Here is a 25,803-nt window from a genome sequence, read left to right as displayed (position 1 = left end):
CCAATACCCGCGCAACGGGACGACTCGCCTACGATCCAGGGCATGGCTCAGGTCGGGATCATCGTGCGCACCAAGGATCGACCCCACTTCCTGACCCGGGCACTCGGCAGCATCACCGGCCAGACGTTCACCGACTGGCACGCCTACATCGTCAACGACGGTGGCGATCCTGCCGTCGTGCGTGATCTCGTCGCCGGCCTCGCCGAGGAGCACCGGGCGAAGTTCACCGTCATCGACCACCCGACGTCCCTGGGCCGGTGGCCCAGCGCGAACGCGGGCGTCACCGCCGGCGAGACGCCGTACCTGGTGCTGCACGACGACGACGACAGCTGGGCACCGACGTTCCTCGAGGCCGGCACCGCCTATCTCGACGCGCACCCGCTGGCGCCCGGCGTGGTCAGCCGGATCGAGATCATCTGGGAGGAGCGCGGAGCCGGGGACGACTTCGTCGAGACCGGCCGCGAGATCTTCCAGTCCCAGCTGCACGACCCGCTGCTCGGCTCGACGCTGCTGTTCAACCGGTTCGTCCCGATCGGGTTCCTCTACCGGCGCGAGCTGCACACCGAGGTCGGCCTCTACAACGAGGACCTCGCCGTCGTCGGCGACTGGGACTTCAACCTCAAGATCCTGTCCCGCTGGTCGCTCGCCTACCTGGAGGGTCCGCCGCTGGCCTTCTGGCACCAGCGCCCGGCCTCGGCCGGCGCCGACGGCAACTCGGTGATCGGGGCCGGCGGGGACCACGAGAAGTACGACGCGCTGATCCGCGACGCGGCGCTGCGCCAGTACGTCGGCGACAACGGGCTGGGCCTGGTGCTCTACCTGACCAAGTTCATCGACCAGCGCTTCGTCGACGTCGAGAACGGGCTGCGCCGCGACATCCTGTCGGGCCAGTCCGGGGTCGTCGCCGCCCACCGGCTCAAGGACAGCGCGCTGCGCAAGCTCGGCCTGCGCCGGGGCTGAACCGGCTCAGCGCCAGCTGCGGTCGAGGGTGACCAGGTCGCGCAGCTCCGCGTTGGAGAGCTCGGTCAGCGCCGACTCACCCGCCCCGAGCACGGCCTCGGCCAACGAGCGCTTGTGCTCCAGCAGCAGGGCGATCCGCTCCTCGAGCGTGCCCCGCATCAGGAGCCGGTGGATCTGCACCGGTCGGGTCTGACCCAACCGCCAGGCACGGTCGGAGGCCTGGTCCTCCACCGCCGGGTTCCACCACCGGTCGACGTGCACGACGTGGTCGGCGCGGGTGAGGTTCAGCCCGGTGCCGCCGGCCTTGAGCGAGAGCAGGAACACCGCCGGTGCCTCACCGCCCGACTGGAAGGTCCTCACCATCGCCTCGCGCTCGCGCACCGACGTCCCGCCGTGCAGGAAGAGATGGTCGAGTCCGGTCTCGGACCAGTACCGCGAGAGCAAGCGGCCGAGGGCGACGTACTGCGTGAAGACGAGCACCGCTCCGCCCTCGCTGGTGGCGGTGTCGATGATGTCGTCGAGGAGCTCGACCTTCTCCGAGCGGCCCGCGATCTTGCCGGTGTCGTGCCGGAGGAACTGCGCCGGGTGGTTGCAGATCTGCTTCAGCCCGGTGAGCATCGCCAGGATCAGACCGCGGCGCGACGAGTCGTCGCCGGGCAGCCGCTCGATCCGCGTCATCGTGTCGCGGACGAACGCCTCGTAGAGCACCGTCTGCTCACGCGTCAGGCTGAGCAGGTGGTCGGTCTCCGTCTTGGGCGGCAGCTCGGGGGCGATCCCGGGGTCGGTCTTGCGGCGGCGCAGCAGGAACGGCGCCACCATCGAGGCGAACTGCTTGGCCGCGTTCTCCACCCCGGACTCGATCGGGGACGCCCACGCCTTCCGGAACGCCTTCCTGCTGCCCAGCAGACCGGGCACGCACCAGTCGAGCAGCGCCCACAGATCGGCGAGGTTGTTCTCCACCGGGGTGCCGGTCAGCGCCACTCGCGCCGCCGACGGGATCGTCCGCATCGCCCGCGCCGTCGCCGAGGCCGGGTTCTTCAGGTGCTGGGCCTCGTCGGCCACCACCAGGTCCCAGCCCTGGGGGGCCAGCAGCCGGGCGTCGCGCCGCGCCGTCCCGTACGTCGTCAGGACGAACCCGGGATCTCCGAGACCCAGGTCCAATCCCTCGCCCTGCTCGGACTGCTCGGGCAGCACCCGACCGGGGCCGTGGAACCGGTGCACCGGCACCCCCGGCGCGAACCTGCGGATCTCGGCCTCCCAGTTGCCCAGCACGGTCGCCGGGCAGACCACGAGGGTCGGGCCGCTCGCCCCGTGGGCCTGCCGGTGCAGGTGCAGCGCGATCAGGGTGATCGTCTTGCCCAGCCCCATGTCGTCGGCCAGGCAGCCACCCAGGCCCATCGCGGTGATGTCGGCCAGCCAGGTCACACCCCGGCGCTGGTAGTCGCGCAGGGTCGCGTCCAGCCCATGCGGCTCGGGCAGCAGGTCGCCGTGCCCCGCACCGGCGACCCGGTCGCGCAGCCGCTCGAGCGATGCCCCGACGATCACGTCGGGCAGGCCGGGGCCGGTCGTGTTGGGCAGTGCGACGGCCGCATCCCCGGCGAGCACCGCACCCAGCGCCTCGACGCCGGAGATCCGGCGCACCAGCCGGTCCTTCGCCTTGCGTGCGATCGCGGGGTCGACGATCGTCCAGGAGCCGCGCAGCCGAAGGATCGGGGAGGCGGCCTCGGCCAGCTGGGTCATCTCCTCCTCGGTCAGCTGGTCCCCGCCGAGGGCGACGTGCCAGCGGAACGCGGCGATCTCCTCGGTGGCGAGCAACCCGGTGCGCAACGGCGCTTCCCAGCCGGAGCCGGCCTCGCCCTTCGGTGCGGTCTCGGGGGCCAGGTCCAGCACCGCCTGGGCGCGCAGCTCACGCCCCAACGACCGCGGCCAGAGCACGTCGACACCGATCCCGCGCAGCGCTCCGATCCCCACGGCCAGCAGCGAGACCAGGTCGTCGCCCTCGAGGATCAGCTCGGTCGGGGTGGCGGCGAAACGCATCCGGTCGAGGACCGGCCAGGCCGCCGCGGCCTCGCCGAGCCGGACCGCGATCTCGGAGCGCACCCGCGGGCCGAACCCGTGCACCGACGGGTCGTCGTGCCACAGCACCGACGCGTCGGCGAAGTGCAGCGGATCGGCCTCGTCGTGGACCTGCAGCACCATCCGCACGATGCCCTCGGTCAACGACTCCTCGTCGGCCTCGATCCGCAGGGACAGCGAGACCCGTTGCTGACGTTCGGTCGCCCGCGCGAGCCGCGTGCCGCGACGCACCGGGATCCCCGGCGGCGGACCGTCCTTCGGCGCCGACCGGCGTGCCGTCAGTCGGGCCGCGCCCGGAGTCGCCATCGAGTCCACCGCGGCAGCGACCATCGCCCACACCTGCGCCTCGGCTGCCTCGGCGTCCAAGCCGTCGTACGACCGGAACTCGGCGAGCAGCCGGAGCCGCTCGACGTCGTCGCCGACGACCACCGGGAGCCAGCCGTGGTCCTCCCCGTCGAAGGTCGTCGCCTCGTACTTGCCGGCCGTGACGAGCCGCAGCGCGAAGTGCGCCGAGGCGGCGAGCAGACCGACCGTCGGGTGCAGCGCCTCCTGGCCGAGCGCCTTGGTCAGCACCGGGACCGCGGCCACGATCGGCAGGTCCACCCGCCGGCTGCCCTCGGGCCCGTCGCTGAAGGTGATCACGCCCGCCCGCGGTCGCGCGCCGACGGCCAGCGTGGCCGGACCGGTCAGCGGGACGAAGCTCACCGTCCGAACCTAACCGTCGAGACCGACAACGCGAGATCCGGGACGGCCGTGTCCGGCCGGTCGGTAGGCTCGCGGCATGAGCATCCTCGGCGCGTCGATCGCGACCCTTGACGGCACCCCGACCACCCTGGCCGACCTCACCGGCGGCAAGCCGGCCCTGCTGGTCAACGTCGCCAGCAAGTGCGGCCTCACCCCGCAGTACGAGGGCCTGGAGCGGATCGCCAAGGCGAACCCGGGCCTCGCCGTCGTCGGCTTCCCGTGCAACCAGTTCCTCGGCCAGGAGCCCGGCACAGCCGACGAGATCGCCGAGTTCTGCTCCGTGACGTACGGCGTCTCCTTCCCGCTGACGGAGAAGATCGACGTCAACGGCGAGGACCGCCACCCGATCTTCGCGACCCTGACCGAGGCCCCGGAGCAGACCACCGGCGAGGCCGGCGACGTCACCTGGAACTTCGAGAAGTTCCTGATCGACGCCGAGGGCACCGTGGTCGCGCGCTTCAGCCCGCGCACCGAGCCCGAGGACGCCGCCGTCCTCGGGGCCATCGCCGCCCTGGTCTGAGGCTCCGCCCTCGGCGGGGTGTGACCTTGGCCACCAGCCCCGCCGCGGGCAGATTTAACAAGTTGGGACAGTTGTATCGGGCAACTAGTCTCGCTGGGTGAGCACTGACCTTTCTTCGACCTCCAACGCGGAGGCAGCCCCAGCGGGCTCTGACAAGCTCGACAAGAGCGTTCTCGTCATCGCGGGCGTCGTGGTGCTCGGATCGATCATGGCGATCCTCGACATCACCGTCGTCTCGGTCGGCCTGAAGACGTTCCAGGAGACCTTCGATGCCACGGCGGCCCAGGTCGCCTGGACGATGACCGGCTACACCCTCGCCCTGGCCGCGGTGATCCCGCTGACCGGGTGGGCCTCCGAGCGGTTCGGCACCAAGCGGCTCTACCTGGCCGCGATCGTCCTCTTCACCGTCGGCTCCGTGCTGTGCGCGACGGCGACGTCGCTGCCGATGCTCGTCGGCTACCGCGTGCTCCAGGGCTTCGGCGGCGGCATGTTGATGCCGATCGGCATGACCATCCTGACCCGCGCGGCCGGCCCGGAGCGCGTCGGACGCGTCATGGCCGTCCTCGGTGTCCCGATGCTGCTCGGCCCGATCTGCGGCCCGATCCTCGGTGGCCTGCTGATCGACAAGGTGAGCTGGCACTGGATCTTCCTGATCAACCTGCCGATCGGGATCATCGCGTTCATCTACGCCTTCCTCGCTCTGCCCAAGGACTCCTCGACCGTCCGGGAGAAGTTCGACTTCCTCGGGATGGCGATGCTGTCCCCGGGCCTGGCCCTGCTGCTCTACGGCGTCTCCTCCGTCCCGGCGGAAGGCACGTTCTGGGCGACCAAGGTGCTCGTGCCGACCATTGTCGGCGCGGTCCTGATCGTTGCGTTCGTCTTCTGGGCGTTGGCCAAGGCCAACCAGGTCCCGTTGCTCGACCTGCACCTGTTCCGGCACCGGAACCTGACCGTCTCGATCATCACGATGTCGCTCTTCTGCGTCGCGTTCTTCGGCTCCAGCCTGTTGCTGCCGCTGTACTTCCAGCAGGTCCGGGGCGCCACCGCGCTCGAGGCCGGCCTTCTCCTGATCCCGCAGGGCGTCGGCGCGATGCTGACCATGCCGATCGCCGGCGTCTTCGCGGACAAGATCGGCCCCGGCAAGATCGTCCTCACCGGCATCACGGTGATCACGATCAGCTTCGCGATGTGGGTGCCGCTCGGGGCCGAGACGCCGTACTGGTACCTGCTGCTGGCCCTCTTCATCCAGGGCCTGGGCATGGGCGCCACCATGATGCCGACCTTCTCGGCCGGTCTCGCGGCGCTCCAGGAGCACACCATCGCGCGGGGTTCGACCCTGCTCAACATCATCCAGCAGGTCGCCGGCTCCATCGGGACGGCGGTCTTCACCGTCCTGCTGACCAACGGCTTCCAGGACAGCCCGAGTGTCGTCGTGGCCGGTGCCGTCGAGGAGGCGAAGGGTGACCAGAGCAAGATCGACGGCATCCTCCAGGCCTTCGGCCTGAGCGTCGACCAGCTCCAGTCGCTCCTCGCCAGTGCCCCCGAGGCGATGGCGAACGCGTTCGGCAACGTCTTCGTCGTGGCGACGATCCTGTGCGCCCTCTGCCTCATCCCGGCTGCGTTCCTGCCGCGGACGAAGTCGGAGACGACCCACGACCAGCCGGTGATGATGCACTGATCGGCAGCTGATCCTCGACCGACCCCGGCCGGGCAGCCCGCACTGAGCGGGCTGTCCGGCCGAGTCGTTCGCGGGCATGATGGCCAGGTGACCGCTCCGATGATCCTCTCCGACGCGCCGATCACGAGCCTGACCGAGCTCACCCTCGATCCGCTCCCCACCGCAGCCATCCGACACTCCCAGGTGACGATGGCCGATCTGCCCGGGATCTTCGACACCGGCTACTCGACGCTCGCCCAGCTGGGCCCGATCGGACCGGGCTACGCGATCTACACCGGCGACCCGGCGTCGACCTTCGACATCGAGATCGGGTTCCCGATCGCTGACCCTTCCGCAACGGAGGGCGCAGCGGAGGGCGTCGTGCCGAGCACGTTCCTGACCGGCCGGGTGCTCGCGATCAGCCACCTCGGCAGCTTCGACGGCCTGGGTGAGGCGTGGGGCGCCTTCATCCACGCGGCCATGGCTGGCGGCCACGTCCCGGGTGGTCGCATGGCCGAGATCTACGTGACCGACCCGAGCACGGTCACCGACCCCGCCGACCTGCGCACCGATCTGGTGCTGAGGCTGGGCGGCTGATCCTCAGCCGTTCACAGCCAGACACAGCGGGAGGACGGCGGCGGCGCCCGCCTCCCGCAGTGCTTTTCCGGCCAGGGTGAGGGTCCAGCCGGTGACGACCAGGTCGTCGACGAGCAGCACCCGGGCGCCCTCGGGGATGTCCCCGCGCAGCGCGAACCGGTGCGAGACCACGCCGACGCGCTGGGCGGAGTTGGTCGCCCCGGCCCCGGACGGGATGTCGGAGTCGACGATCGTCCAGGCGCCGACGATCGGGATCTGCAGGTAGCGCGAGAGGCCCGACGCCAGGTCGTTGATCAGGCTCGACCGGGTCGCCGAGTCGACCGCGACGATCACGTCGACCTGGGGGCGCCAGTCGCCGAGGATCTCGACCACGGCACGGACCAGGTTCGTCGGCACGGTCGCGACATCGCCGGACCGGAAGAGATCACGCAGCGCCGGACCGTGGCCGAGGTCGGTGAGTCGGGCGATCGCCCGGCCCTCCTCGCAGCCGCCGCTGATCCGCCCGCGCGCCTCCAGGCCGAGCACCGACAGACCCGAGGGCCACATCTTCTTCGGCTCGATGGCGACCCCGGGCCGGTGCAGACGCTTGTCGGCCTCCTCGACCGCCGCGGCGGACACGCTGGTGGCGAGGGTGAGACCGCCGCAGCTGTCGCAGCGCCCGCAGTCGACCGCTGCATCAGGGGAGGGATCGTCGAGCTGCTCGCGCAGGTAGCGCATCCGGCACTCGGTCGTGGTCAGGTAGCCGAGCATCGCCTGCTCCTCGCGGCGACGTGCCTCGGCGACGCGGGCGTAACGCTCGGCGTCGTAGCTCCAGGGCTCCCCCGTCGCCACCCAGCCGCCCTGGACACGGCGGACCGCACCATCGACGTCGAGGACCTTGAGCATGGTCTCCAGGCGGGTGCGGGACAGGTCGACGTACGGCTCCAGGGCCTGGGTGCTCATCGCCTGGCCGTGCTCGGTCAGCACCGACAGGGTCCGTCGGACCTGCTCCTCGGGCGGGAACCCGAGCGAGGCGAAGTAGGCCCAGATGTCGCGGTCCTCGATCCCGGGCAGCAGCACCACCGCGGCGTCGTGGCCGGTGCCGCGTCCGGCGCGACCGACCTGCTGGTAGTACGCCACCGGCGAGGCGGGCGCACCGAGGTTGACCACGAACCCGAGCGGGGCGTCGTACCCCATGCCCAGGGCGCTGGTCGCGACGAGCGCCTTGATCCGGCCGGCAGCCAGGGCTTCCTCGAGGGCGAGGCGTTCGGCGGTGTCGGTCTTCCCGGAGTACGCCGCCACGTCGAGGCCCCGCGAACGCAGGAAGTCGGCCACCTCCTCGGTGGCGGCGACGGTGAGGCAGTAGACGATCCCCGAGCCGGGCTGCTCGGCGAGGTGGTCGGCCAGCCAGGCCAGCCGCTGCTCGATCGTGCTCAGCCGCACCACGCCGAGGCGCAGGGACTCACGATCGAGGGACCCGCGCAGCACCAGGGTGTCCTCGCCGAGCTGCTCGGCGACGTCGGTGGTGACCCGGGCGTTGGCGGTGGCGGTGGTGGCCAGCACCGGGATGCCGGTGGGGAGGTCGTCGAGCAGGGTCCGGATCCGGCGGTAGTCGGGGCGGAAGTCGTGCCCCCAGTCGGAGATGCAGTGCGCCTCGTCGACGACCAGGAGGCCGCAGGTGGCGGCCAGTCGCGGCAGCACGGCGTCGCGGAAACCCGGGTTGTTGAGCCGTTCCGGGCTGACCAGCAGCACGTCGACCTCGCTGTTGCGGATCTGGTCCTCGATCCCGGACCACTCCTCGATGTTGGTCGAGTTGATCGTGACCGCACGGATCCCGGCCCGGCGGGCGGCCTCGATCTGGTTGCGCATCAGCGCCAGCAGCGGGGACACGATGATCGTCGGCCCGGCTCCGGCCTCGCGCAGCAGCAAGGTCGCCACGAAGTAGACCGCCGACTTTCCCCAGCCGGTGCGCTGGACGACCAGGGCCCGGCGGTGGTCCTCGACCAGGGCGGCGATCGCGGTCCACTGGTCCTCGCGCAGGGTCGCCTCCGGGCGCCCGACGAGGGCGGCCAGGTGCTGCTCGGCGCGGGCGCGCAGGGAAGTCATGCGACCTGTCTATCAGGCAGCGCAGACAGTGATTACGCGCGATCCCCCATGCGCGGCAGGGGTCGTGCGTTCCACAGTGTCCGCATGTTCGCGTCGCTCCGTTCCGTCGCTGTTCCCTGCGCCCTCGGCCTCGTCCTGCTCACCGGTTGCGGAGGTGCCTCCGACGGCGGCTCCACCACCCCGGTCGCCGACGGCACACCGGCCGGCGGAGCTTCGGCAGCCCCCGTCGACGTACCGACGCCCGTGCTGTGCGACCTGCTCACGGCGGCGTCGGTCAGCGCCGCCGTCGGGGTGCCGGTGAACCTGGAGCTCGGCCCCTTCGACGACTGCGAGTTCTCCGAGGCCGATCCGCGGGGGATCAGCGGATCGCTCGGGACCATCGACGTCGACACCGACAACGGCGGCTACGACGGGTACGTCGCGGGTGCCGGCGCTGCCCTGACGGACGCCGTGGTGCAGGACCTGTCCGGCGTGGGTGACGGCGCGTTCGTCTCCACCGGGACGATCGGTGGCGGCGAGAGCATCCAGCTGGCCGGCGGTGCCCTGGTGGGCGACCAGGTGATCACGGTCAACCTCTCGCAGGCGAAGGGCATGAGCGCCGAGGAGCTCACGGCGATCGCATCGGCCCTGCTCGAGCTCAGCCTCGACGCGCTCTGAGCACCGGCCAGTTCTCCCCAGATGTCCCGACTGCTCTTGACCTTCGTTTGCGGCCCGGAGTAGACTCGGCGCATCGGCTTTATCACATCGCCGAACTCGGGAGACAGCATGAACCAGCTCATCGACACCCTCGTCGACGAACTGCGTGCCCTCGAGATCCAAAAGGCTGCGATCGAAGCCCGCCAAGCGGCCCTCGCCCTCGAGTTGGACCGTGCCGTCCGTGACCGGGCCGCCCACCGCGGCGAACCGCCAGCACGGCAAGGCCGCGGAGTCGCCGAGATCATCGCCGCCGCACGCCGGATCACACCGACCCAAGGCCGCGTCGTGCTCGCCGCAGCCAAAAGGATGGAGTCACTGCCCCAGGTCCGCGAGCTCTGGGACGCCGGCGAACTCAACGAGTACCGCGTCCTCACGATCCTCCGCGAAGCAGCCGACCTCGACCCCGACGACGTAGCCGAGCTCGACACCCGAATCGCAGCCAAGCCCGACCTCGGGGAACTCGCACCGAAGAAGATCGCCCACGCCACCCGTGCGATCGCGACGGAGCTTGACGGCGCCACCGTCGAAGCCCGCCGCGCCCACGCCATCGAAGACCGCCACACCTCATGCCGCCCCACCGACCGCGGCGACGGAATGGGCTGGCTCCACGCCCTCCTGCCCATCGAACAGCTCTACGCCGTCAAAGGCGCCCTCGACGCCGCCGCCGACACCGCCGTCGCAGCCGGGGTCGCGACCAGCCGCGGCCAAGTCCGAGCCGACACCCTCATCGCACGGATCACCGGCTCCGATGCGTTGGGTCTCGACCAGCCCGTCCACGGCGTGAAGCTCAACCTGATCATGACCGACACCGCCCTCCTCGGCGGATCCAAGGCAGGCGCCGATCCTGCCTGGCTGGCCGGGATGGGTCCCATCCCTCCCGACCTGGCCCGTGATCTCGTCCGCCGGTCTGGAGCCGGCACGACGTTGCGTCGCCTCTACGCCGACCCCGCTACCGGGCAGCTGGTCGCGATGGAATCCAAAGCCCGCCGCTTCCCACCCGCCCTGGCTGAGTTCATCAAGCTCCGCGACCAGTACTGCACCACCCCTGGCTGTGGCGCCTCGATCGCCCACATCGACCACCACCAGGACTGGGCCACCGGTGGACCCACCACCGTCGACAACGGCCACGGGAAATGCCGCCAGTGCAACTGGGCCAAACAGAACCCCGACCTCCACCCCGCCACCGGAAGCCCACCCGGTCTGCATCCACCCCGGGCCGAGATCCACAACAGCCCACGCGAACGTCTCCTCGCCACGGACTACGTCCGCGCCGCCTGAGCGGGATCGGTCATTCCCTGAACAGGGCGCAAGCCCGCGATTATCGTCGCGAGGGTGGACCGCACACTCCTGGTGGGGCAGGTGTTCGGCGTTCTCGCCACGGGGGCGTCACCCGATTCAGCGCTCGGTCGGGAGCTCGCTGCCTCCGACGATCCGATCGCGCCCGGGCTGCAGGCGCTCCTCGCGTTCTGGCTGGGCGACTTCAGGGCCGCGACGGAGCACGCCGACCGAGCCCTCGCGTCGGCCACGTCCGAGGAGGAACGCTGCCTCGCCCTCGCGGCCCAGGCCTTCGCCCGCGCCGGTGACCCGACCTGGACCGGCACCGACCCGGTCCCCGAAGCACTGGAGCTCCTCGCCCGTCACCGCGGTGAGGACCGCTGGTGGGCGGCGATGCGCTACCTGGTCGCCGAGAGCGCGTTGGACAGCGCCCGCCTCGGCGAGGCGGCCGAGGCACTCACTGCCAGCGCCGCGCCGGACGAGGTCTGGCAGGGACATCCGTTCGCCCTGGTGATGGGGGCCTGCGCGGTGCGGATCTCAGCGTTCACCGGGGACATCCTGGGGGCCACCGAGCGGATCGAGGCCCTGCGCGGACAGCCCGGCTCAGACCTGCTGCACGACGTCCTCGATGCGCTCAGCTACCTCCTCCTCGGCAATGCCAACGACTCGTCGGTCATCACCGCGATCCAACAGGAGCCTCGCCCTCCAGCGACACGCAACGACTTCGTCAGCCGCGGCCGCAGCTTCCTCCGCGCGTACGGCGCGACCGCGCTCGGCGATTCGGCGACCGCTGCCGCATGCGTCCTCGAGGCGGGCGGCGACGAGGGACTGCGCCAGTGCACGATCATCGACCGGGTCCTCGGGCTGGAGCTGCTCGCCGTCGCCGCACTCGACCAGGGTGACGTGGAAGCGGCCGAGTCCTGGGCCCTCGGGGCTGACGATGTGGCGGCCAACCCGATCGCCCGGCCTACCCTCGATCGGCTGGAGGCACGGCTCGCCCTGGCGCACGGTGACCTGTCGACAGCGATCGCCTTGGCCGCGCGGAGCGTGGAGACGTGCCGACAGACCGACCGGAAGGTTGAGGCCGCCGAGTCCGAGATCGTGCTGGCGCAGTGCCAGATCGCGGCCGACGAGGTCGCCGCGGCCGGCCGGATGCTGCGGGTCACGGTCCAGGCGAGCGACCTCACCGGCCACCACGCAGTACGGCGGGCTGCGTCCCAGACCCTCGCCACCGCCCGACGCCGGCTGCCGCCCGTGGCCGGGGGCGGGTGGGAGGCGCTGTCGCCGACCGAGACCGCCGTCGCGCACCGGATCCTGGCCGGCGCCGAGGTCGACGCGATCGCGGCCGACCTGGTGATCTCCCCCCACACCGTGCGGGTCCACGTGTCTCGGGTGCTCTGCGCCTTCGGGGTCGCCTCCCGGATCGGGCTGCTGGCCTCGGAGGCCGCCCGCGGCCGCGCGACCGACGACACGGCCGCGGACCGGTGCCTGGCCTCGCTCACCGTGCGCCAGCAGGACGTGGCTCGGCTCGTCGCCGTCGGCACCTCGAACCGGCTGATCGCCGAGGAGCTCGGGGTCTCGCTCAAGACTGTCGAGAAGCACGTGGCCGACATCGGCCAGCGCTGGGAGACCCCGACCCGGTTCGGGATCGCCCAGCTGTGGCAGGCCTCCGACTACGCCTGATCCCTACTAGTTCGGGGCCGTCGCACTTCCTAGCCTCGGAGCCATGAAGCTCCGCCAGTCCTCCCTCGGCACCGCGAGCGGGCTGGACGTCGTCACGGAGTCCGTCCCGGTCGAAGCGGGTGCGGCGACCAGCCTGTCGCTGCACTGCCCCGACGGGAAGCGGATCATCTCCGCGCTCGCCTTCTGGAAGACCTCTCAGCAAGCGGTCCAGGTCCACATCGGGCCGAACTGCGCCACCGCCCACGCTCGGAATCCGTCCGGGAGCACCGCCGACGTCCTCTATCTCAAGCTCGTCTGCGTGAGCGCGGGCTGACCGCGGTTACGCCTGATCCCTACTACTCGGGCGACATCGCGCTCCCTAGGTTCCGAGGCATGACCCTGCGCAAGCCCTCCCTCGGCACCGTCCTCGGTGCGACCGCCCTCACCGTCGCTCTCGTCAGCAGCGGAGGGGTCGCCGAAGCCGCGAAGCTGATCAACGGCAAGCTGATCAAGCCCAACACCGTCACCAGCAAGCAGATCAAGGACGGCACCATCACGTCGACCGACCTTGCCCCGGGGGTCAGGACGACGGGACCCGCCGGACCACGAGGCAGCGACGGCGCGCCGGGGGCTCCGGGGGCTCCCGGGGTGCCCGGGGCCGCTGGGAGCTCGCTCGCCTCCGGAAAGGTCGCGGGAGCCGACGGCTCGCTCGACATGGCCGTCACCCGGGTCGACGGGGAGCTGCTCGCCTGCGGCGGATGCTCGCCCCTGCGACGGGTCAACGTCACCAGGACCGGCGTCGGCAGCTACTGCCTGACGGTCGAAGCGCGCGCGACCACCGGATCCGCGTGGGCTCCGTACGCGTCGGCGGAGTCGCACGTCGCCGTGGTGAGTCCGAACAGTGGACTCACGGCCACGGCCAAGCAATGGCTGCGGTGCAACAACAACACCGGCTACGACATCCGCACCTCCGACGCGGGAGGCTCCGCCGACGTGACGTTCAACTTCGTCATCAACTGACATCCGCTGCGCCGTCGGTCGATGCGGGATACCGTCCGCCCATGACGATGCGAAGGCCCGCTCTGGGCACTGTCCTGGGGGCGACCGCCCTCGCTGTCGCCCTCGCCAGCAGCGGCGGCGTCGCCGAAGCCGCCAAGCTGATCAACGGCAAGCTGATCAAGCCCAACACCGTCACCACGAAGCAGATCAAGGACGGCACCATCGCCCCGGCCGACCTCAGCGCTGCCGCCAAGGTCGCAGGTGCCCCCGGTGCACCCGGGACGTCCTTGGCCTCCGCGATGGTGAGCGCCGATGCCCAGACCGTCACCAAGGCCCGGGTCAAGGGAGTCACCGTGAACTCCTCGTCGGCCTATCGGGTGACGGCGTCGAAGTTCGGCACCGGGCGATATTGCGTCGGGGTCGACAAGAACGTGGGCACCGCCGCTTCGCCCACCTGGCAACCGTTGGCGACCGACGTCGACCACGTGGCTCTGGCCATGGCGGACAACGTCGCCGCCACGGCAACGACGGACTCCCTCGCTGATTGCGGTGGGGACTTCTTCATCGCGTTCGTCGGGACGGACAACCTCTTCAAGAACGCGGCGTTCGCCGTCGCGATCTTCTGAGCGAGCCAGCACGACTACGCCGGATCCCTACTAGCCGACGGGATCCGGCGTACCTACGTTCCGAAGCATGACCCTTCGCAAACCAGCCCTCGGCACCGTTCTCGGTGCCACAGCCCTCGCCGTCGCCCTGGTCGGCAGCGGTGGCGTCGCCGAAGCCGCCAAGCTGATCAACGGCAAGCTGATCAAGCCCAACACCGTCACCACGAAGCAGATCAAGGACGGCACGATCGCCCCAGCCGACCTCAGCGCGGCCGCCAAGGTCGCCGGTCCGAAGGGCGCCCGGGGTAGCGCGGTCGCCTCCGGCCACGTCGCCAACTCGGGAGGAACCACCACGGTGACCCTGGCCAGCGGGGTGAGCGGGACGACGGCCAACCACCCCGGTGCTGGCAAGTTCTGCGTCACGGTCCCCGGCTACCCCTCGACCACGCACGTCATCGTCGTGGCTCTGGACTACTCCGACGCCTCCACCACGATCAGTGACAGAGTCATGGTCTGGAGCAAGCCGGAGGCGTCCTGTGCGGCCGGATCCTTCCTCGTCCTCACCACCGACTCCGGCGGAACGTTCGCCGACGCGGGCTTCACCTTCGTGGTGAACTGAGGCTCACCAGATCCGGATGCGGTCGTCGGGGTCGAGCCACAGCCCGTCCCCGGCGGCCGTGCCGAACACCTCGTGGAACTCATCGAGGTTGCGCACGATGTTGGCGCGGAACTCCGGCGGCGAGTGCGGGTCGACGGTGAGGTACTGCTGCTCCTGCTCGGTGCGGCGCTTGGTGCGCCAGCAGTAGGACCAGTTCATGAAGAGCCGCTGGCGCGCCTCGGTGGTCGCCTCGGGGTTGGCGATCATGAACGCGGTGTGAGCGATCGTGAGACCGCCGAGGTCACCGACGTTCTCGCCGACCGTGAGCGCCCCGTTGACGTGCTCACCGGGCAGGTTGCGCGGCTCGAAGGCGTCGTACTGCGCGATCAGCGCCTTGGTCTTGGTCTCGAAGGCAGCCTTGTCGTCCGGCGTCCACCAGTCGTTGAGGTTGCCGGCGCCGTCGAACTGGGCGCCCTGGTCGTCGAAGCCGTGCCCGATCTCGTGGCCGATCACCGCACCGATGCCGCCGTAGTTCTCCTCGAGCAGCGCCTCGGGGGAGAAGAACGGCTCCTGCAGGATGCCGGCCGGGAAGCAGATCTCGTTGGTGCCCGGGTTGTAGTAGGCGTTGACCGTCTGCGGCAGCATGAACCACTCGTCGCGGTCGACGGGTCCGCCGATCTTGCCGAGCTGGCGGTCGGTCTCGAACGCCGACGCGGCGAAGACGTTGGCGAGCAGCTCACCCGGCTCGATGACGAGCGCGGAGTAGTCGCGGAACTTCGTCGGATAGCCGATCTTGGGCCGGAAGGTGTCGAGCTTGGCGTAGGCCCGCTCCTTGGTCTCCTCGGTCATCCAGTCGAGCTTGGCGATCGAGGTCCGGTAGGCGGCGAGCAGGTTGGCGACCAGGTCGTCCATCATCGCCTTCGACGCCGGCGGGAAGTGCCGGGCGACGTACTCGCGACCGACCGCCTCACCGAGCGCTCCCTCGACGAGGGAGACACCGCGCTTCCAGCGCGCGCGCAGCTCGGGGGTGCCCGAGAGGGTGCGGCCGTAGAAGTCGAAGTTCGCCTCGACGATCTCGTCGGTCAGGTACGGCGCCCCGAGCCGCAGCACGTGCGCGGTCAGCCAGGTCCGCCAGTCGGCGATGTCGACCTCGGTCAGCACCGTCTCGAGGTGGCTGAAGAAGCTGGGCTGGCGCACCGTGGTCTCGAAGAGCAGCGCCTCGGCGGTGGTGGACCCGGCCGAGAGGTTGCGGACGTAGATCTCCCAGTCGAACGACGGGGTGAGCGCGACGACGTCGTCGTAGGGCAGCAGGTTGTAGGTCTTCTGAACGTCGCGGGTCTCGGCGCGCTCCCAGTGTCCGGCGGCGATCTTGGTGTCGATCGCGAGGATCGTCTCGGCCTTGGCCTCGGCGTCACCGATGCCGGCGAGCTCGAGCAGCCGCGCGAGGTAGGCGACGTACTTGGTCCGGATCTCGGCGAACTTCTCGTCCGAGTAGTAGCTCTCGTCGGGCAGACCGAGGCCGCCCTGGAGCAGGTTGACGACGTAGCGGTCGGAGTTGCGGTCGTCGTTGTCGATGTAGGACCCGAAGACACCGCGGCCACCGAAGCGCTCGAACTCACCGAGGAACGCGGCGAGCTCACGCAGGTCGCTGATCGCCGCCACGGCGTCCAGGAGCGGCTGCACCGGGGTGAAGCCCCGCGCCTCGATCGCGTCGGTGTCCATGAAGGCGGCGAACAGGTCGCCGATCTTCTGCGCCTCCGAGCCGGACGCCGCCTCGCCGCTGGTCACCCGGGCGGTCAGGTCGGCGATGATCTCGCGGACCTGCTGCTCGGCGCCGTCGGCCAGCTGGACGAAGGGCCCCCAGCTCGAGCGGTCCGAGGGGATCTCCTCGGTCTCCAGCCAGGTGCCGTTGACGTGGCCGAACAGGTCGTCCTGGGGACGGACCGCGTTGTCCATGCCCGGGCGTGCGGTGTCGAGAATGCTCACGACCGGCACTCTATAGAGCGCTCATGACACTGGTGCCGCAGAGTCGGAATCGTTACGAAGGCTGACTCGCGCTCGGGTCCTGCGGGTCACGCTCGGGAAACAGTGGAGCGCCACGGTCACCCTATGACCGTGGCGCTCCACACTTCAGACGAATCGGCTCAGCGAACCTTGCGGATGACCGGGCGAGCCTCACCGACGTTGAAGAGCTCGTCGAAGGCGCCCGCCTGGATCTTCAAGGTTCCCTTCTTCAGCCCCTTGATCGCCGGCGCCTGCCACGAGCCGTTCGCGGAGATGCGCGCGACGCCGGGCTCGGCCTTGGTCTTGGCCTCGGTCTTGGTGGCACTCGTGTAGCCCTTGAGCCACTTCTTCTTGCGGAAGTCGTAGGCGTACCAGGTGGCGCCCCGCTTCTCCATCACGAAGACCATCGCGGCAGCCACGCCGGTCTCGGCGTCGGTGGCGGTGCCGCGGATGACCCGCCACGAGGAGCTCTTGGTGGGCTTCGCCGGGGTGGTGATCGAGACCCGCGGGGCCACCCGGTCGATCAGCACACGCACGGTCGGGAGCTGCTCGACGGACTCGTTGCCGAAGACGTCGGTCACCGTGACGGTCGGCTTGAACGTGCCGTCCTTGTGGTAGGCCAGAACGAAGGGTCCGTTGGAGGTCCAGGCCTTGGCTGCCGTGCCGTCGCCGGCCCTGACCATCCGGGTGGCCGTCTCACTGATCGACGTCTGGGTGAGCACGACGTTGGCGACGTAGATCTCCTCCAGCGAGGTCGCCGCCAGGTTGACGTCGGCGTACACCGACGTCTTGTTGAGCTTGTACTCGCCGTCGGGGGCCGTCGTGTCCAGCGTCCCGGTGTGGAACGACGTCGCCACCGCGTCGCCCGTGAACGGCGCCGCCGGCGTCACGACGATCCAGTAGTCCTGGTCGTCGCCGAGCCCGTCGACGACGACCTCCGCACTGGTCGTGCTGACGTCCTTGACCTTGTACGCGGTCGTCGCGTGGTCGTCGTTGCCGATCTTCACGGTGAAACGCAGCGCCGCCGAGGTCGCCGACCACGACGACGTGACCTTCCAGCTGTCGTTCTTGCCCGGGGCCTGGGCCACCTCGACGGTCAGGTCGCTGATCGTCGTCGGGGTGTCGGCCTGGGCGCTCGGCGTCACGCCGACCGCAAGGCCTGCGGCCAGCAGTGGCGCGACCAGCAGGGCGGGTGCGAACTTCACGGGGGAACCTCCGAGATGCAGGGGTGGGTGCGCGCCATGATCACAGCAGGGGCACAGGGTGTCCCAATCATGATGGAGCGTGCGTCACCGATCCGCAGCGGAACGGGCTTTAGCCGGGGTGGACGATCCGGTTCATCTCGAAGTGCATCGGGTCGGTGAACTTCCAACGTCCGCCCCAGGTGAAGCCCCAGCGTTCGAAGATCGCCACCACCGACCGGTCCATCTGGCCGGCCGTGCCGCGACCGTTCTCGGGGGCGTTGATGTCGATCGCGAGCCCGAAGGCGTGGTTGGAGATCGAGTTCGTCCCGGCGATGAAGCGTGGGTAGTAGCAGCCGGCCGTGGAGTGGATCGTCGAAGCGAGACCCTGCGCCACGACGTCGGCCAGCGCCGCCTTGAGCTGCGGGAAGATCGCGGTGTTGCAGGTGAGCGAGCCCAGGATCGGGACGACCTGGGTGGAGATGTGGCTGCGCACCCAGGCTGCGGCCGGGGTGATCCGACCGCCGCCGGCGACCCGGTAGGTGTAGCTGCCGACGGCCGAGGCGACGGACCCGACGACGACGGCCGTCTGCACCGCGTTGATGTCGAGGCCCTCCTGGGCGACCACGTCGAGGCGCTGCACCGAGGCGTCGGGGCCGGCGATCCGCTGGATCGGCTTGACCACCCGGTCCGGGGCGAAGGACGTGGTGGTCACCAGCAGGGCGTTGTCCTCGACCATGCCCAGAGCGACACCCCACTTCTCGTTGACCACCGCGTCGACGCCGCTGACCTGCGGGGCCCACGCGCCGACGTGGATCCGCGGTGCGTCGGCCTGGGCACCCAGGGTGAGCGAGCCCTCGTCGTCGGTGGCGATGACCTGCTGCAGCGAGGGGTCGACCGCGATCTCGCCGCCGGCGACCCGCTCCCACAGCGGCAGGTTGTCGGCCGCCTGGACCGGGGTGAAGTTGCGGTACGTCGCGGGGTCGACGGCCATCACGCGCATCAGCCGGTCCTCGACGGGGATGCTGGCGACGGAGACCGGGGTCAGTCCGGTGACACCCTTGATCTTGCGCACCCGGTCGATATCGACCTGCGACAGCGGATCGGCTGCGACGACGAGGACGTCGGCCGGGACCAGCGCTCCGGTGCGGGGGCCCGGCGGGTCGACCGCGTGCTCGGGATCGGCGATCGTCGTGGCGCTGGGGGTCGCGCTCGTGCTCGTGCTCGCCGTGGGGTCGGAGGCGGTCGAGGGCCCGGCCTGCGGGTCAGCGCCCGAGCCGCACCCGCTCGCCACGACGGCGAGCAGCACACAGCCGACCGTCGCGGCACGCAGCCGCACCCCATGCTTCATTGGAACGAACCTCCCCGACCCACCACGGTAACGCACCGGCCCGCACCGCCCGCCCGATTCGGGTTAGGTTGGCGCCATGACCACCGCGTTGGGAATCGACTTCGGCGGGACCGGCATCAAGGGTGCTCCGGTGGACGTGTCGACCGGGGCCTTCACCGCCGAACGACAGCGGATCAAGACGCCCGACGGAGCGTCCCCCGATGATGTGGTCGACGTCTTCGCCGAGCTTCTGAGCGGTTTCGACGGGGTCGACGGTCCGATCGGGGTGACGGTGCCCGGCGTCGTACGCCATGGAGTGGTGCACTCCGCGGCCAACATCGACAAGCGCTGGATCGGCACCGACGCCGATGAGCTCTTCACCTCCCGGCTGGGTCGCGACGTGCACGTGGTCAACGACGCCGACGCCGCTGGCCTGGCCGAGGTCCGCTTCGGAGCCGCGCAAGGACGTTCCGGCCTGGTGATCGTGACGACGCTCGGCACCGGGATCGGCTCCGCCTTCGTGTACGACGGCGTGCTCGTGCCCAACACGGAGCTGGGCCACCTGGAGATCGACGGTCACGACGCGGAGACCCGTGCCTCCAACCGGGCGCGCGAGGACCACGACCTCTCCTGGGAGCACTGGGCCAAGCGGCTCACGACGTACTACCGGACGCTGGAGATGCTCTTCTCCCCCGACCTCTTCCTGGTCGGCGGCGGGGTCTCGAAGCACTTCGACGAGTTCGGGCCGCTGATCGACCTCGACACCGAGATCATCCCCGCGACGCTGCGCAACAAGGCCGGCGTGATCGGGGCGGCGCTCTACGCCACCGAGCACGCCTGAGCCCACCCCGTCGGTCGGCGCTCAGCGCAGGAACGTGAACAGCTCGGAGTCGTTGTCGATCTTCTCGATCAGCAGCCCTGAGGCAGCCATCCGCTCCAGCAGCGGCGCGAGCCGGTCGGCCGACTCGAGGTCGATCCCGACCAGCGCCGGACCGTTCTCCCGGTTGGAGCGCTTGATGTAGTCGAAGACCACGATGTCCTCGCCCTCGGAGAGCACCTCGTCGAGGAAGCCCCGCAGCGCGCCGGGCTCCTGCGGGAACGAGACCAGGAAGTAGTGCCGCAGTCCCTGGAAGACGATCGCCCGCTCGACGATGTCGGGGTAGCGGGAGACGTCGTTGTTGCCGCCGGAGATGATCACGCCGACGCGCCCACCCAGGTGCGAGCCCTGGGCGAGCTGACCCAGCGCCGCTGCCGCGAGCGCCCCGGCGGGCTCGGCGATGATCCCTTCGGTCTGGTAGAGCTCGAGCATCTCGACGCAGATCGCCCCGACCGGGACCTCGACGATCTCGTCGACGAGCTCCTTCGCGATCGCGTACGGCAGCGACCCGATCAGTCCGACCGAGGCACCGTCGACGAAGGTGTCGAGGTGGTCCAGCTTGACCGGACCACCGGCCCGCAGCGCTGCCTTCATCGAGGCCGCGCCGACCGGCTCGGCGCCGATCACCCGGCACTCGGGCCACACCGACTTCACCCAGGTGGCCACGCCACCCATGAAGCCGCCGCCGCCGATCGGCACGATCACCGTGTCGAACGGGGCGCCGACGACCTCGACCGCCTGCTCGGTCAGCTCGACGGCCACCGTCCCCTGACCGGCGATGGTGCGCTCGTCGTCGAAGGCGTGGACGTAGGTGGCACCGACGTCGTTCGCGTAGGCGTGCGCGGCGGCCGCAGCCTCGTCGTACGTCGAACCGATCATCGTGAGGGTGACCGCGTCGCCGCCGAGCGCGAGGATCCGGTCGCGCTTCTGCCGGGGCGTGTTGGTCGGGACGAAGATGTGTCCCTTGGCGCCCAGCCGGGCGCACGAGATCGCCACGCCCTGGGCGTGGTTGCCGGCCGAGGCGCACACGACACCGCGGGCCAGCTCCTCCGGGGTGAGCGAGCTCATCAGGTGGTAGGCGCCGCGCACCTTGTAGGAACGGCCGCGCTGCTGGTCCTCACGCTTGAGGTAGACCTCGGCGCCGGTGGCGGTGCTCAGGCGCTCCGAACGCTCCAAGGGCGTGCGGTGCGCGATGGTGCGCTCAGCGGCGGCGGCGATCTGTGCTGGAGTGACACTCACCGGCCCAGTCTCCCGCATCGCTACAGCAGTCGTCGCGCGACTATCGATCCGGACGTCCAGCCGGCCAGTGTCTCGGCGACCGAGCCGGCCTGTCGGTGGGCCTCCGTGCGGGACTCGGCCGTCTCGTCCCACCACTCGCTGGCGAGCTGGCGGAACCGGGCGTCGAGGCTCTCCAGGTCGATCCCGGGGAACGTCCGCTCCTGGTAGACGAACCGGCCGCCGACCATCACGTCGGTGACGTCGTGGGCGCGGGCGGCCGAGACCACCTGGTTGGCCAGGTCGACCGCCGGACGGAACGCCCGCGAGCCGAGGTCGAGGAAGGTCAGGTCGGCACGCCACCCGGGTTCGATCCGACCGACGTCCTCCCAGCCGCACGCCCGGGCGCCCCCCTCGGTCGCTGCGGTGAGCGCCTCCTCGACGCTCATCCACTCGCTCGAGGGGCGGTCGAAGGCACGGGTGAGGAGCGAGGTCAGCCGGGTGGCTTCCAACATGTCGAGCAGGTCCGCCGACCCGGCTCCGTCGGTGCCGATCGCCAGCCGTACGCCGGCCTTGCTCAGTGCCCGCACGTCCGCGACGCCCGAGCCCTGCCGCAGATCGGTGCCCGGCATGGTGACCACGGTGACGCCCGCGGCCCCGAGCGAGATCAGGTCGACCTCGGAGAGCCAGACCCCGTGCGCCGCGGTCAGCCGTGGGCTCAGGGTGCCCAGCCGGGCGAGCTCACTGACCAGCGAGTGCCCGTAGCGCTCCTCACCGGCATCGGCCTGGGCACGCGACTCGGCGAGGTGGACGTGGATCCGGAGGTGGTGCTCGACCGCGAGGGACTGCATCCCCCAGATCAGGTCGGAGGTGCACTGCGTCGGCACGGTCGGCGCGACGGCGGGACTGACGTCAGACAGCGCCGGGAAGTCGGCGATGAAGCGTCGGACCTGGCTGAGGATCGTGGGGGTGTCCGTCATCGTCGGGTTCACGCCGCAGCACTCCCCGATGACCGGGATCGCCTCCTGCACCGACCGGTCGGCGACCTGGGGGGCGACGACGGCCCGCATCCCGACCGCGGCGTACCCCTGCGCGGTCGCCCAGAGCGCCTCCGGGTCAGGGCCTGCGGCCTGGCCGACGAGGTCGAACGCCCCCGTGGCCCCGGCCGCGATCATCTCGGTGGCGGCCAGGGAGGCGGCGAGCTCGCTCAGCTCGGCGGCACGCGGACCCGCCGTCCAGGCACCGTGCAGCATCGCCTGCTCCACCGCGACCGAGCGCAGCGCACCGCGGGCCGGCAGGGAGTGCGAGTGGGTGTGGGCATTGACCAGTCCGGGGATGATCAACCGGCCGGTGACGTCCAGCTTGGCAGCCCCACCGACGGTCCCGGGCTCCCCGAGCGCCTCGATCCGGCCCCCGTTGATCTGCACGTCCAGGGCCCGCGGGATCCAGTCGGGTCCGGTCAGCACGATGCCACCACTGAGCAGGAGGTTCATGCCGGTGTTCCCTCCGATCCCTGTCCGGTGTGCGCTTTGAGCGACATCATGCCGCCTGCGTCAACCGGATCCGCGCACCTGTGTCGTGGGTGTCGACCCCTCAGACCTTGACCGGCAGAGCCGCGAGGATGTCGTTGACCCGGTCCTTGGCGTCCCCGAACAGCATCTGCGTGTTCTCCCGGAAGAACAGCGGGTTCTGCACACCGGCGTAGCCCGAGGCCATGGAGCGCTTGAACACGATCACGTTCTTGGCGTTCCACACCGTCAGCACGGGCATGCCCGCGATGGGGGACGCCGGGTCCTCCGAAGCGGCCGGGTTGACGGTGTCGTTGGCCCCGATGACGAGGACGACGTCGGTCTCGGCGAGGTCGTCGTTGATCTCGTCCATCTCGAGCACGATGTCGTAGGGCACCTTGGCCTCGGCCAGGAGCACGTTCATGTGTCCCGGGAGACGACCGGCGACCGGGTGGATCCCGAACCGGACGTTGATCCCGGCCTCGCGCAGCTTGCGGGTCAGCTCGGCGACGCCATACTGCGCCTGGGCCACGGCCATCCCGTAGCCGGGGGTGATCACGACCGACGAGGCGCCGGCGAGCAGCTCGGCCGCACCGGCGGCGTCGATCTCGCGGTGCTCGCCGTAGTCGACGTCGGCGCCGCTGGCGGCCTCGATGCCGAAGCCGCCGGCGATGACGGAGAGGAACGACCGGTTCATCGCCTGGCACATGATGTAGGACAGGTAGGCACCACTCGACCCGACCAGGGCGCCGGTGACGATCAGCAGGTCGTTGTTGAGCAGGAAGCCCGAGGCCGCCGCGGCCCAGCCCGAGTAGCTGTTGAGCATCGAGACCACGACCGGCATGTCGCCGCCGCCGATCGAGGCGACCAGGTGCCACCCGAAGGCGAGCGCGACCGCGGTGACGACGGCGAGGATCCACAGCTGCGGGTCGACGATGAACCAGACGGTCAGCGCCGCGAAGGCGAGCAGGGCGCCCGCGTTGAGGGCGTTCTTGGCCGGCAGCACGAGCGGCTTGGAGTTCAGCCGCTCCGACAGCTTGCCGAACGCGACGATCGATCCGGTGAAGGTGACCGCACCGATGAAGATGCCGATCACGACCTCGGCGTTGTGGATGTTCTCCAGCGAGGTCGAGGCGAAGACACGGTCAGCGACGGGGCCGCCGATCAGCTCCTCGATGTGACGCACCTCGAGGTAGCCGTTCCAGCCGACCAGGACGGCCGCGAGACCGACGAAGGAGTGCAGCAGCGCGATCAGCTCGGGCATGCCGGTCATCTCGACGATCCGGGCACGCCACAGGCCGATGGCCGCACCGATGACGATCGCGAAGACCAGGATCACGACCGAGGCGGTGCCTCCGCCGATCAGGTTGGTCTCGCTGGTGGCGTTCTTGATCACGAGCGCGACGGTCGCCCCGACGGCCAGGGCCATGCCGGCGACGCCGAAGGCCCACCCCCGCTGGGCGGTCTCGTGCTTGGACAGTCCCGCGAGGGACAGGATGAAGAGCAGTGCGGCGATCAGGTACGCCGACGTGGCGATGGATTCGATGGACATCTGGCGTACCTCTCAGGCCTTCTGGAACATCGCGAGCATGCGACGCGTCACCGCGAAGCCGCCGAAGATGTTGATCGAGGCCAGCAGGATGGCGATGCCGGCGAGGATCTGGATGACGTGGTCGTTCGAGCCGACCTGGATCAGGGCACCGACCACGATCACGCCGCTGATCGCGTTGGTGACGCTCATCAGCGGGGTGTGCAGGGCGTGGGCGACGTGTCCGATCACGTAGAAGCCGACGACGATCGCCAGCGTCAGCACGGTGAAGTGCTGCGGGATCGGGGCCGGTGCGGCGGCGATGACGAAGAAGTAGACCACCATCCCGGCCAGGATCAGGCCGAGCTTGGCCTCCTTCGACATCGTCTTCTGCTCCGGCTTCGCGACCGGCTCGGCAGCGGCAGCGGCCGGCGCCGCCGAGACCTGCACCGCGGGCGGGGGCCAGAGCACCTCGTTGTCACGCGTGACGGTCAGGCCGCGCTGGACGACGTCGTCGAAGTCGAGCGTGAGCACGCCGTCCTTCTCGGGCGTGACGAGCTTGAGCAGGTTGACCAGGTTGGTGCCGTAGAGCTGGGAGGCCTGCGCGGGCAGGCGGCCCGCCAGGTCGGTGTAACCGATGATCGTGACCCCGTTGGGGGTGACGACGACCTCGTCCTTGACCGAACCCTCAACATTGCCACCCATCGCGGCGGCCATGTCGACGATCACCGAGCCGGGCTTCATCGAAGCCACGTCGGCGGCGGTGATCAGCCGCGGAGCGGGCCGGCCCGGGATCAGCGCGGTGGTGACGATGATGTCGACGTCGGCGGCCTGGTCGGAGTAGAGCTGCGCCGCCGCGGCGTCGTACGCCTCCGACGTCGCCTTGGCGTAACCGTCGGAGGAGACCTCGGCGGTCTCCTCGGGCACGACGACCGGGAGGTACTCCCCGCCGAGGGACTTCACCTGGTCGGCGACCTCGGGACGCGGGTCGGTGGCACGGACGATCGCACCGAGCGACGACGCGGCGCCGATCGCGGCCAGGCCGGCCACACCGGCGCCGGCGATGAGGACCTTGGCCGGCGGCACCTTGCCGGCGGCGGTGACCTGACCGGTGAAGAAGCGGCCGAAGACGTGCGCGGCCTCGACGACGGCGCGGTAGCCCGCGATGTTGGCCATCGAGGAGAGCACGTCGAGGGACTGGGCGCGGCTGATCCGCGGGACCGCGTCCATCGCCAGCGCTGTCACGCCCTGGGCGCGCAGCGCCTCGAGGAGCTCGGGGTTCAGCGCCGGAGCGATCAGGGAGACCAGGATCGTGCCGCTGCGGAGCTGGGCGACCTCACCGATCGCGGGAGCGTTGACCCGGAAGACGATGTCGGAACCCCACGCGTCCGCGGCGCTGCCGACGGTCGCACCCGCATCGCGGAACGCCTCGTCGGAGAAGGAGGACAGCTCCCCCGCGCCCGCCTCGACGACGACGTCGTACCCGAGGGTGATGAGCTGTTTGACCGTGGTGGGCGTGGCAGCGACTCGGGTCTCCCCGACGCGCTCGCGTGTGACACCGATTCGCATCGGATCGACTCCTTCGTCTTGGTGCTGTCGTCCAGGCGCGCGACCATGCGGCGGCTCGTCCCGGCGGTGACCGGAGACACTGCCAGTCCGGGCGCAGGGTGGGAAGGGATCTCTTGA

General features: G+C 70.3%; 21 protein-coding genes. 12 read left to right on the top strand and 9 right to left on the bottom strand.

From position 1 onward, the window contains the following. Positions 1-42 precede the first annotated feature (42 nt). Positions 43-960 (top strand): glycosyltransferase family 2 protein, encoded by a 918-nt coding sequence (locus ACZ5J1_RS18135; protein ID WP_464561063.1) that lies wholly within the window; start codon positions 43-45, stop codon positions 958-960. A gap of 6 nt (positions 961-966) precedes the next feature. Here ACZ5J1_RS18135 and ACZ5J1_RS18130 read toward each other — a convergent pair whose 3' ends face one another. Beyond that, positions 967-3,741: a DEAD/DEAH box helicase gene (locus ACZ5J1_RS18130; protein ID WP_464561061.1), complete on the bottom strand. Its 2,775-nt coding sequence runs from the start codon at positions 3,739-3,741 to the stop codon at positions 967-969. 76 nt (positions 3,742-3,817) lie between these two features. On the opposite strand from ACZ5J1_RS18130, the gene ACZ5J1_RS18125 reads away from it, so the two are divergent. The 3 genes from ACZ5J1_RS18125 (at position 3,818) to ACZ5J1_RS18115 (ending at position 6,554) form a co-directional block, all read left to right on the top strand. Further along, the gene (locus tag ACZ5J1_RS18125) at positions 3,818-4,300 is read left to right on the top strand and encodes a glutathione peroxidase (RefSeq protein WP_464561059.1); all 483 of its coding nucleotides are present in this window, start codon (positions 3,818-3,820) and stop codon (positions 4,298-4,300) included. Positions 4,301-4,397: 97 nt separating this feature from the next. Beyond that, entirely contained in the window at positions 4,398-5,978 is a 1,581-nt protein-coding gene (locus tag ACZ5J1_RS18120; RefSeq protein ID WP_464561057.1) for a DHA2 family efflux MFS transporter permease subunit, read from the top strand. 87 nt (positions 5,979-6,065) lie between these two features. Next, positions 6,066-6,554 (top strand): GyrI-like domain-containing protein, encoded by a 489-nt coding sequence (locus ACZ5J1_RS18115; protein ID WP_464561055.1) that lies wholly within the window; start codon positions 6,066-6,068, stop codon positions 6,552-6,554. A gap of 3 nt (positions 6,555-6,557) precedes the next feature. Here the strand turns inward: ACZ5J1_RS18115 and ACZ5J1_RS18110 are convergent, their stop codons facing one another. Next, entirely contained in the window at positions 6,558-8,639 is a 2,082-nt protein-coding gene (locus ACZ5J1_RS18110; RefSeq protein WP_464561053.1) for a RecQ family ATP-dependent DNA helicase, read from the bottom strand. Positions 8,640-8,723: 84 nt separating this feature from the next. On the opposite strand from ACZ5J1_RS18110, the gene ACZ5J1_RS18105 reads away from it, so the two are divergent. From ACZ5J1_RS18105 to ACZ5J1_RS18075, 7 genes are all read left to right on the top strand, one after another. Next, entirely contained in the window at positions 8,724-9,296 is a 573-nt protein-coding gene (locus ACZ5J1_RS18105) for a hypothetical protein (protein ID WP_464561051.1), read from the top strand. Between the two features lie 108 nt (positions 9,297-9,404). Continuing rightward, positions 9,405-10,613 (top strand): HNH endonuclease, encoded by a 1,209-nt coding sequence (locus ACZ5J1_RS18100; protein WP_464561050.1) that lies wholly within the window; start codon positions 9,405-9,407, stop codon positions 10,611-10,613. A gap of 54 nt (positions 10,614-10,667) precedes the next feature. Further along, entirely contained in the window at positions 10,668-12,293 is a 1,626-nt protein-coding gene (locus tag ACZ5J1_RS18095; protein WP_464561048.1) for a helix-turn-helix transcriptional regulator, read from the top strand. 43 nt (positions 12,294-12,336) lie between these two features. Then, positions 12,337-12,606 (top strand): hypothetical protein, encoded by a 270-nt coding sequence (locus tag ACZ5J1_RS18090; RefSeq protein WP_464561046.1) that lies wholly within the window; start codon positions 12,337-12,339, stop codon positions 12,604-12,606. Between the two features lie 59 nt (positions 12,607-12,665). Further along, the gene (locus ACZ5J1_RS18085; RefSeq protein ID WP_464561044.1) at positions 12,666-13,292 is read left to right on the top strand and encodes a hypothetical protein; all 627 of its coding nucleotides are present in this window, start codon (positions 12,666-12,668) and stop codon (positions 13,290-13,292) included. A gap of 41 nt (positions 13,293-13,333) precedes the next feature. Next, positions 13,334-13,897, top strand: a complete 564-nt coding sequence (locus ACZ5J1_RS18080) for a hypothetical protein (protein WP_464561043.1) — start codon at positions 13,334-13,336, stop codon at positions 13,895-13,897. Between the two features lie 67 nt (positions 13,898-13,964). Beyond that, complete coding sequence (locus tag ACZ5J1_RS18075; RefSeq protein WP_464561041.1) at positions 13,965-14,495, top strand: hypothetical protein; 531 nt, start codon at positions 13,965-13,967, stop codon at positions 14,493-14,495. A 3-nt stretch (positions 14,496-14,498) separates the two neighbouring features. Here the strand turns inward: ACZ5J1_RS18075 and ACZ5J1_RS18070 are convergent, their stop codons facing one another. The 3 genes from ACZ5J1_RS18070 to ACZ5J1_RS18060 all read right to left on the bottom strand — a co-directional run bounded on the left by ACZ5J1_RS18070 (position 14,499) and on the right by ACZ5J1_RS18060 (position 19,010). Further along, positions 14,499-16,460: a M13 family metallopeptidase gene (locus ACZ5J1_RS18070; RefSeq protein WP_464561040.1), complete on the bottom strand. Its 1,962-nt coding sequence runs from the start codon at positions 16,458-16,460 to the stop codon at positions 14,499-14,501. A 158-nt stretch (positions 16,461-16,618) separates the two neighbouring features. Then, the gene (locus ACZ5J1_RS18065; protein WP_464561038.1) at positions 16,619-17,683 is read right to left on the bottom strand and encodes a hypothetical protein; all 1,065 of its coding nucleotides are present in this window, start codon (positions 17,681-17,683) and stop codon (positions 16,619-16,621) included. Between the two features lie 109 nt (positions 17,684-17,792). Continuing rightward, entirely contained in the window at positions 17,793-19,010 is a 1,218-nt protein-coding gene (locus tag ACZ5J1_RS18060) for a M15 family metallopeptidase (RefSeq protein ID WP_464561036.1), read from the bottom strand. Between the two features lie 76 nt (positions 19,011-19,086). Here ACZ5J1_RS18060 and ppgK point away from each other — a divergent pair, with 76 nt between their 5' ends. Continuing rightward, a complete protein-coding gene (gene ppgK, locus ACZ5J1_RS18055) occupies positions 19,087-19,830 on the top strand; it encodes a polyphosphate--glucose phosphotransferase (RefSeq protein WP_464561034.1) in 744 nt (247 codons plus the stop codon). Between the two features lie 21 nt (positions 19,831-19,851). On the opposite strand, the gene ilvA is transcribed toward ppgK, so the two are convergent. The 4 genes from ilvA to ACZ5J1_RS18035 form a co-directional block, all read right to left on the bottom strand. Further along, positions 19,852-21,105 (bottom strand): threonine ammonia-lyase IlvA, encoded by a 1,254-nt coding sequence (gene ilvA / locus ACZ5J1_RS18050; protein WP_464561032.1) that lies wholly within the window; start codon positions 21,103-21,105, stop codon positions 19,852-19,854. A gap of 20 nt (positions 21,106-21,125) precedes the next feature. Beyond that, positions 21,126-22,574 carry an amidohydrolase family protein gene (locus ACZ5J1_RS18045; protein WP_464561031.1) on the bottom strand — a complete coding sequence of 483 codons (1,449 nt, stop codon included), beginning with the start codon at positions 22,572-22,574 and terminating at the stop codon, positions 21,126-21,128. A 100-nt stretch (positions 22,575-22,674) separates the two neighbouring features. Continuing rightward, positions 22,675-24,141, bottom strand: coding sequence for a Re/Si-specific NAD(P)(+) transhydrogenase subunit beta (pntB, locus tag ACZ5J1_RS18040; RefSeq protein ID WP_464561029.1), 1,467 nt, complete (start codon positions 24,139-24,141; stop codon positions 22,675-22,677). Positions 24,142-24,153: 12 nt separating this feature from the next. Beyond that, the gene (locus ACZ5J1_RS18035; protein WP_464561027.1) at positions 24,154-25,686 is read right to left on the bottom strand and encodes a Re/Si-specific NAD(P)(+) transhydrogenase subunit alpha; all 1,533 of its coding nucleotides are present in this window, start codon (positions 25,684-25,686) and stop codon (positions 24,154-24,156) included. Positions 25,687-25,803: the final 117 nt, after the last annotated feature.

It is taken from the genome of Nocardioides sp. JCM 18999, assembly GCF_055391175.1.
The sequence above is the reverse complement of the archived record's forward strand: the minus strand, read 5'-3'. Positions and strand labels throughout refer to the sequence as shown.

Excerpts from the sequence above, each read along its gene's own strand:
- ACZ5J1_RS18135 (WP_464561063.1), top strand. The coding sequence starts at position 43 with ATGGCTCAGGTCGGGATCATCGTGCGCACCAAGGATCGACCCCACTTC.
- ACZ5J1_RS18125 (WP_464561059.1), top strand. The coding sequence starts at position 3,818 with ATGAGCATCCTCGGCGCGTCGATCGCGACCCTTGACGGCACCCCGACC.
- ACZ5J1_RS18110 (WP_464561053.1), bottom strand. The coding sequence starts at position 8,639 with ATGACTTCCCTGCGCGCCCGCGCCGAGCAGCACCTGGCCGCCCTCGTC.
- ACZ5J1_RS18105 (WP_464561051.1), top strand. The coding sequence starts at position 8,724 with ATGTTCGCGTCGCTCCGTTCCGTCGCTGTTCCCTGCGCCCTCGGCCTC.
- ACZ5J1_RS18100 (WP_464561050.1), top strand. The coding sequence starts at position 9,405 with ATGAACCAGCTCATCGACACCCTCGTCGACGAACTGCGTGCCCTCGAG.
- ACZ5J1_RS18090 (WP_464561046.1), top strand. The coding sequence starts at position 12,337 with ATGAAGCTCCGCCAGTCCTCCCTCGGCACCGCGAGCGGGCTGGACGTC.
- ACZ5J1_RS18085 (WP_464561044.1), top strand. The coding sequence starts at position 12,666 with ATGACCCTGCGCAAGCCCTCCCTCGGCACCGTCCTCGGTGCGACCGCC.
- ACZ5J1_RS18080 (WP_464561043.1), top strand. The coding sequence starts at position 13,334 with ATGACGATGCGAAGGCCCGCTCTGGGCACTGTCCTGGGGGCGACCGCC.
- ACZ5J1_RS18075 (WP_464561041.1), top strand. The coding sequence starts at position 13,965 with ATGACCCTTCGCAAACCAGCCCTCGGCACCGTTCTCGGTGCCACAGCC.
- ACZ5J1_RS18060 (WP_464561036.1), bottom strand. The coding sequence starts at position 19,010 with ATGAAGCATGGGGTGCGGCTGCGTGCCGCGACGGTCGGCTGTGTGCTG.
- ppgK (WP_464561034.1), top strand. The coding sequence starts at position 19,087 with ATGACCACCGCGTTGGGAATCGACTTCGGCGGGACCGGCATCAAGGGT.
- ACZ5J1_RS18045 (WP_464561031.1), bottom strand. The coding sequence starts at position 22,574 with ATGAACCTCCTGCTCAGTGGTGGCATCGTGCTGACCGGACCCGACTGG.
- pntB (WP_464561029.1), bottom strand. The coding sequence starts at position 24,141 with ATGTCCATCGAATCCATCGCCACGTCGGCGTACCTGATCGCCGCACTG.
- ACZ5J1_RS18035 (WP_464561027.1), bottom strand. The coding sequence starts at position 25,686 with ATGCGAATCGGTGTCACACGCGAGCGCGTCGGGGAGACCCGAGTCGCT.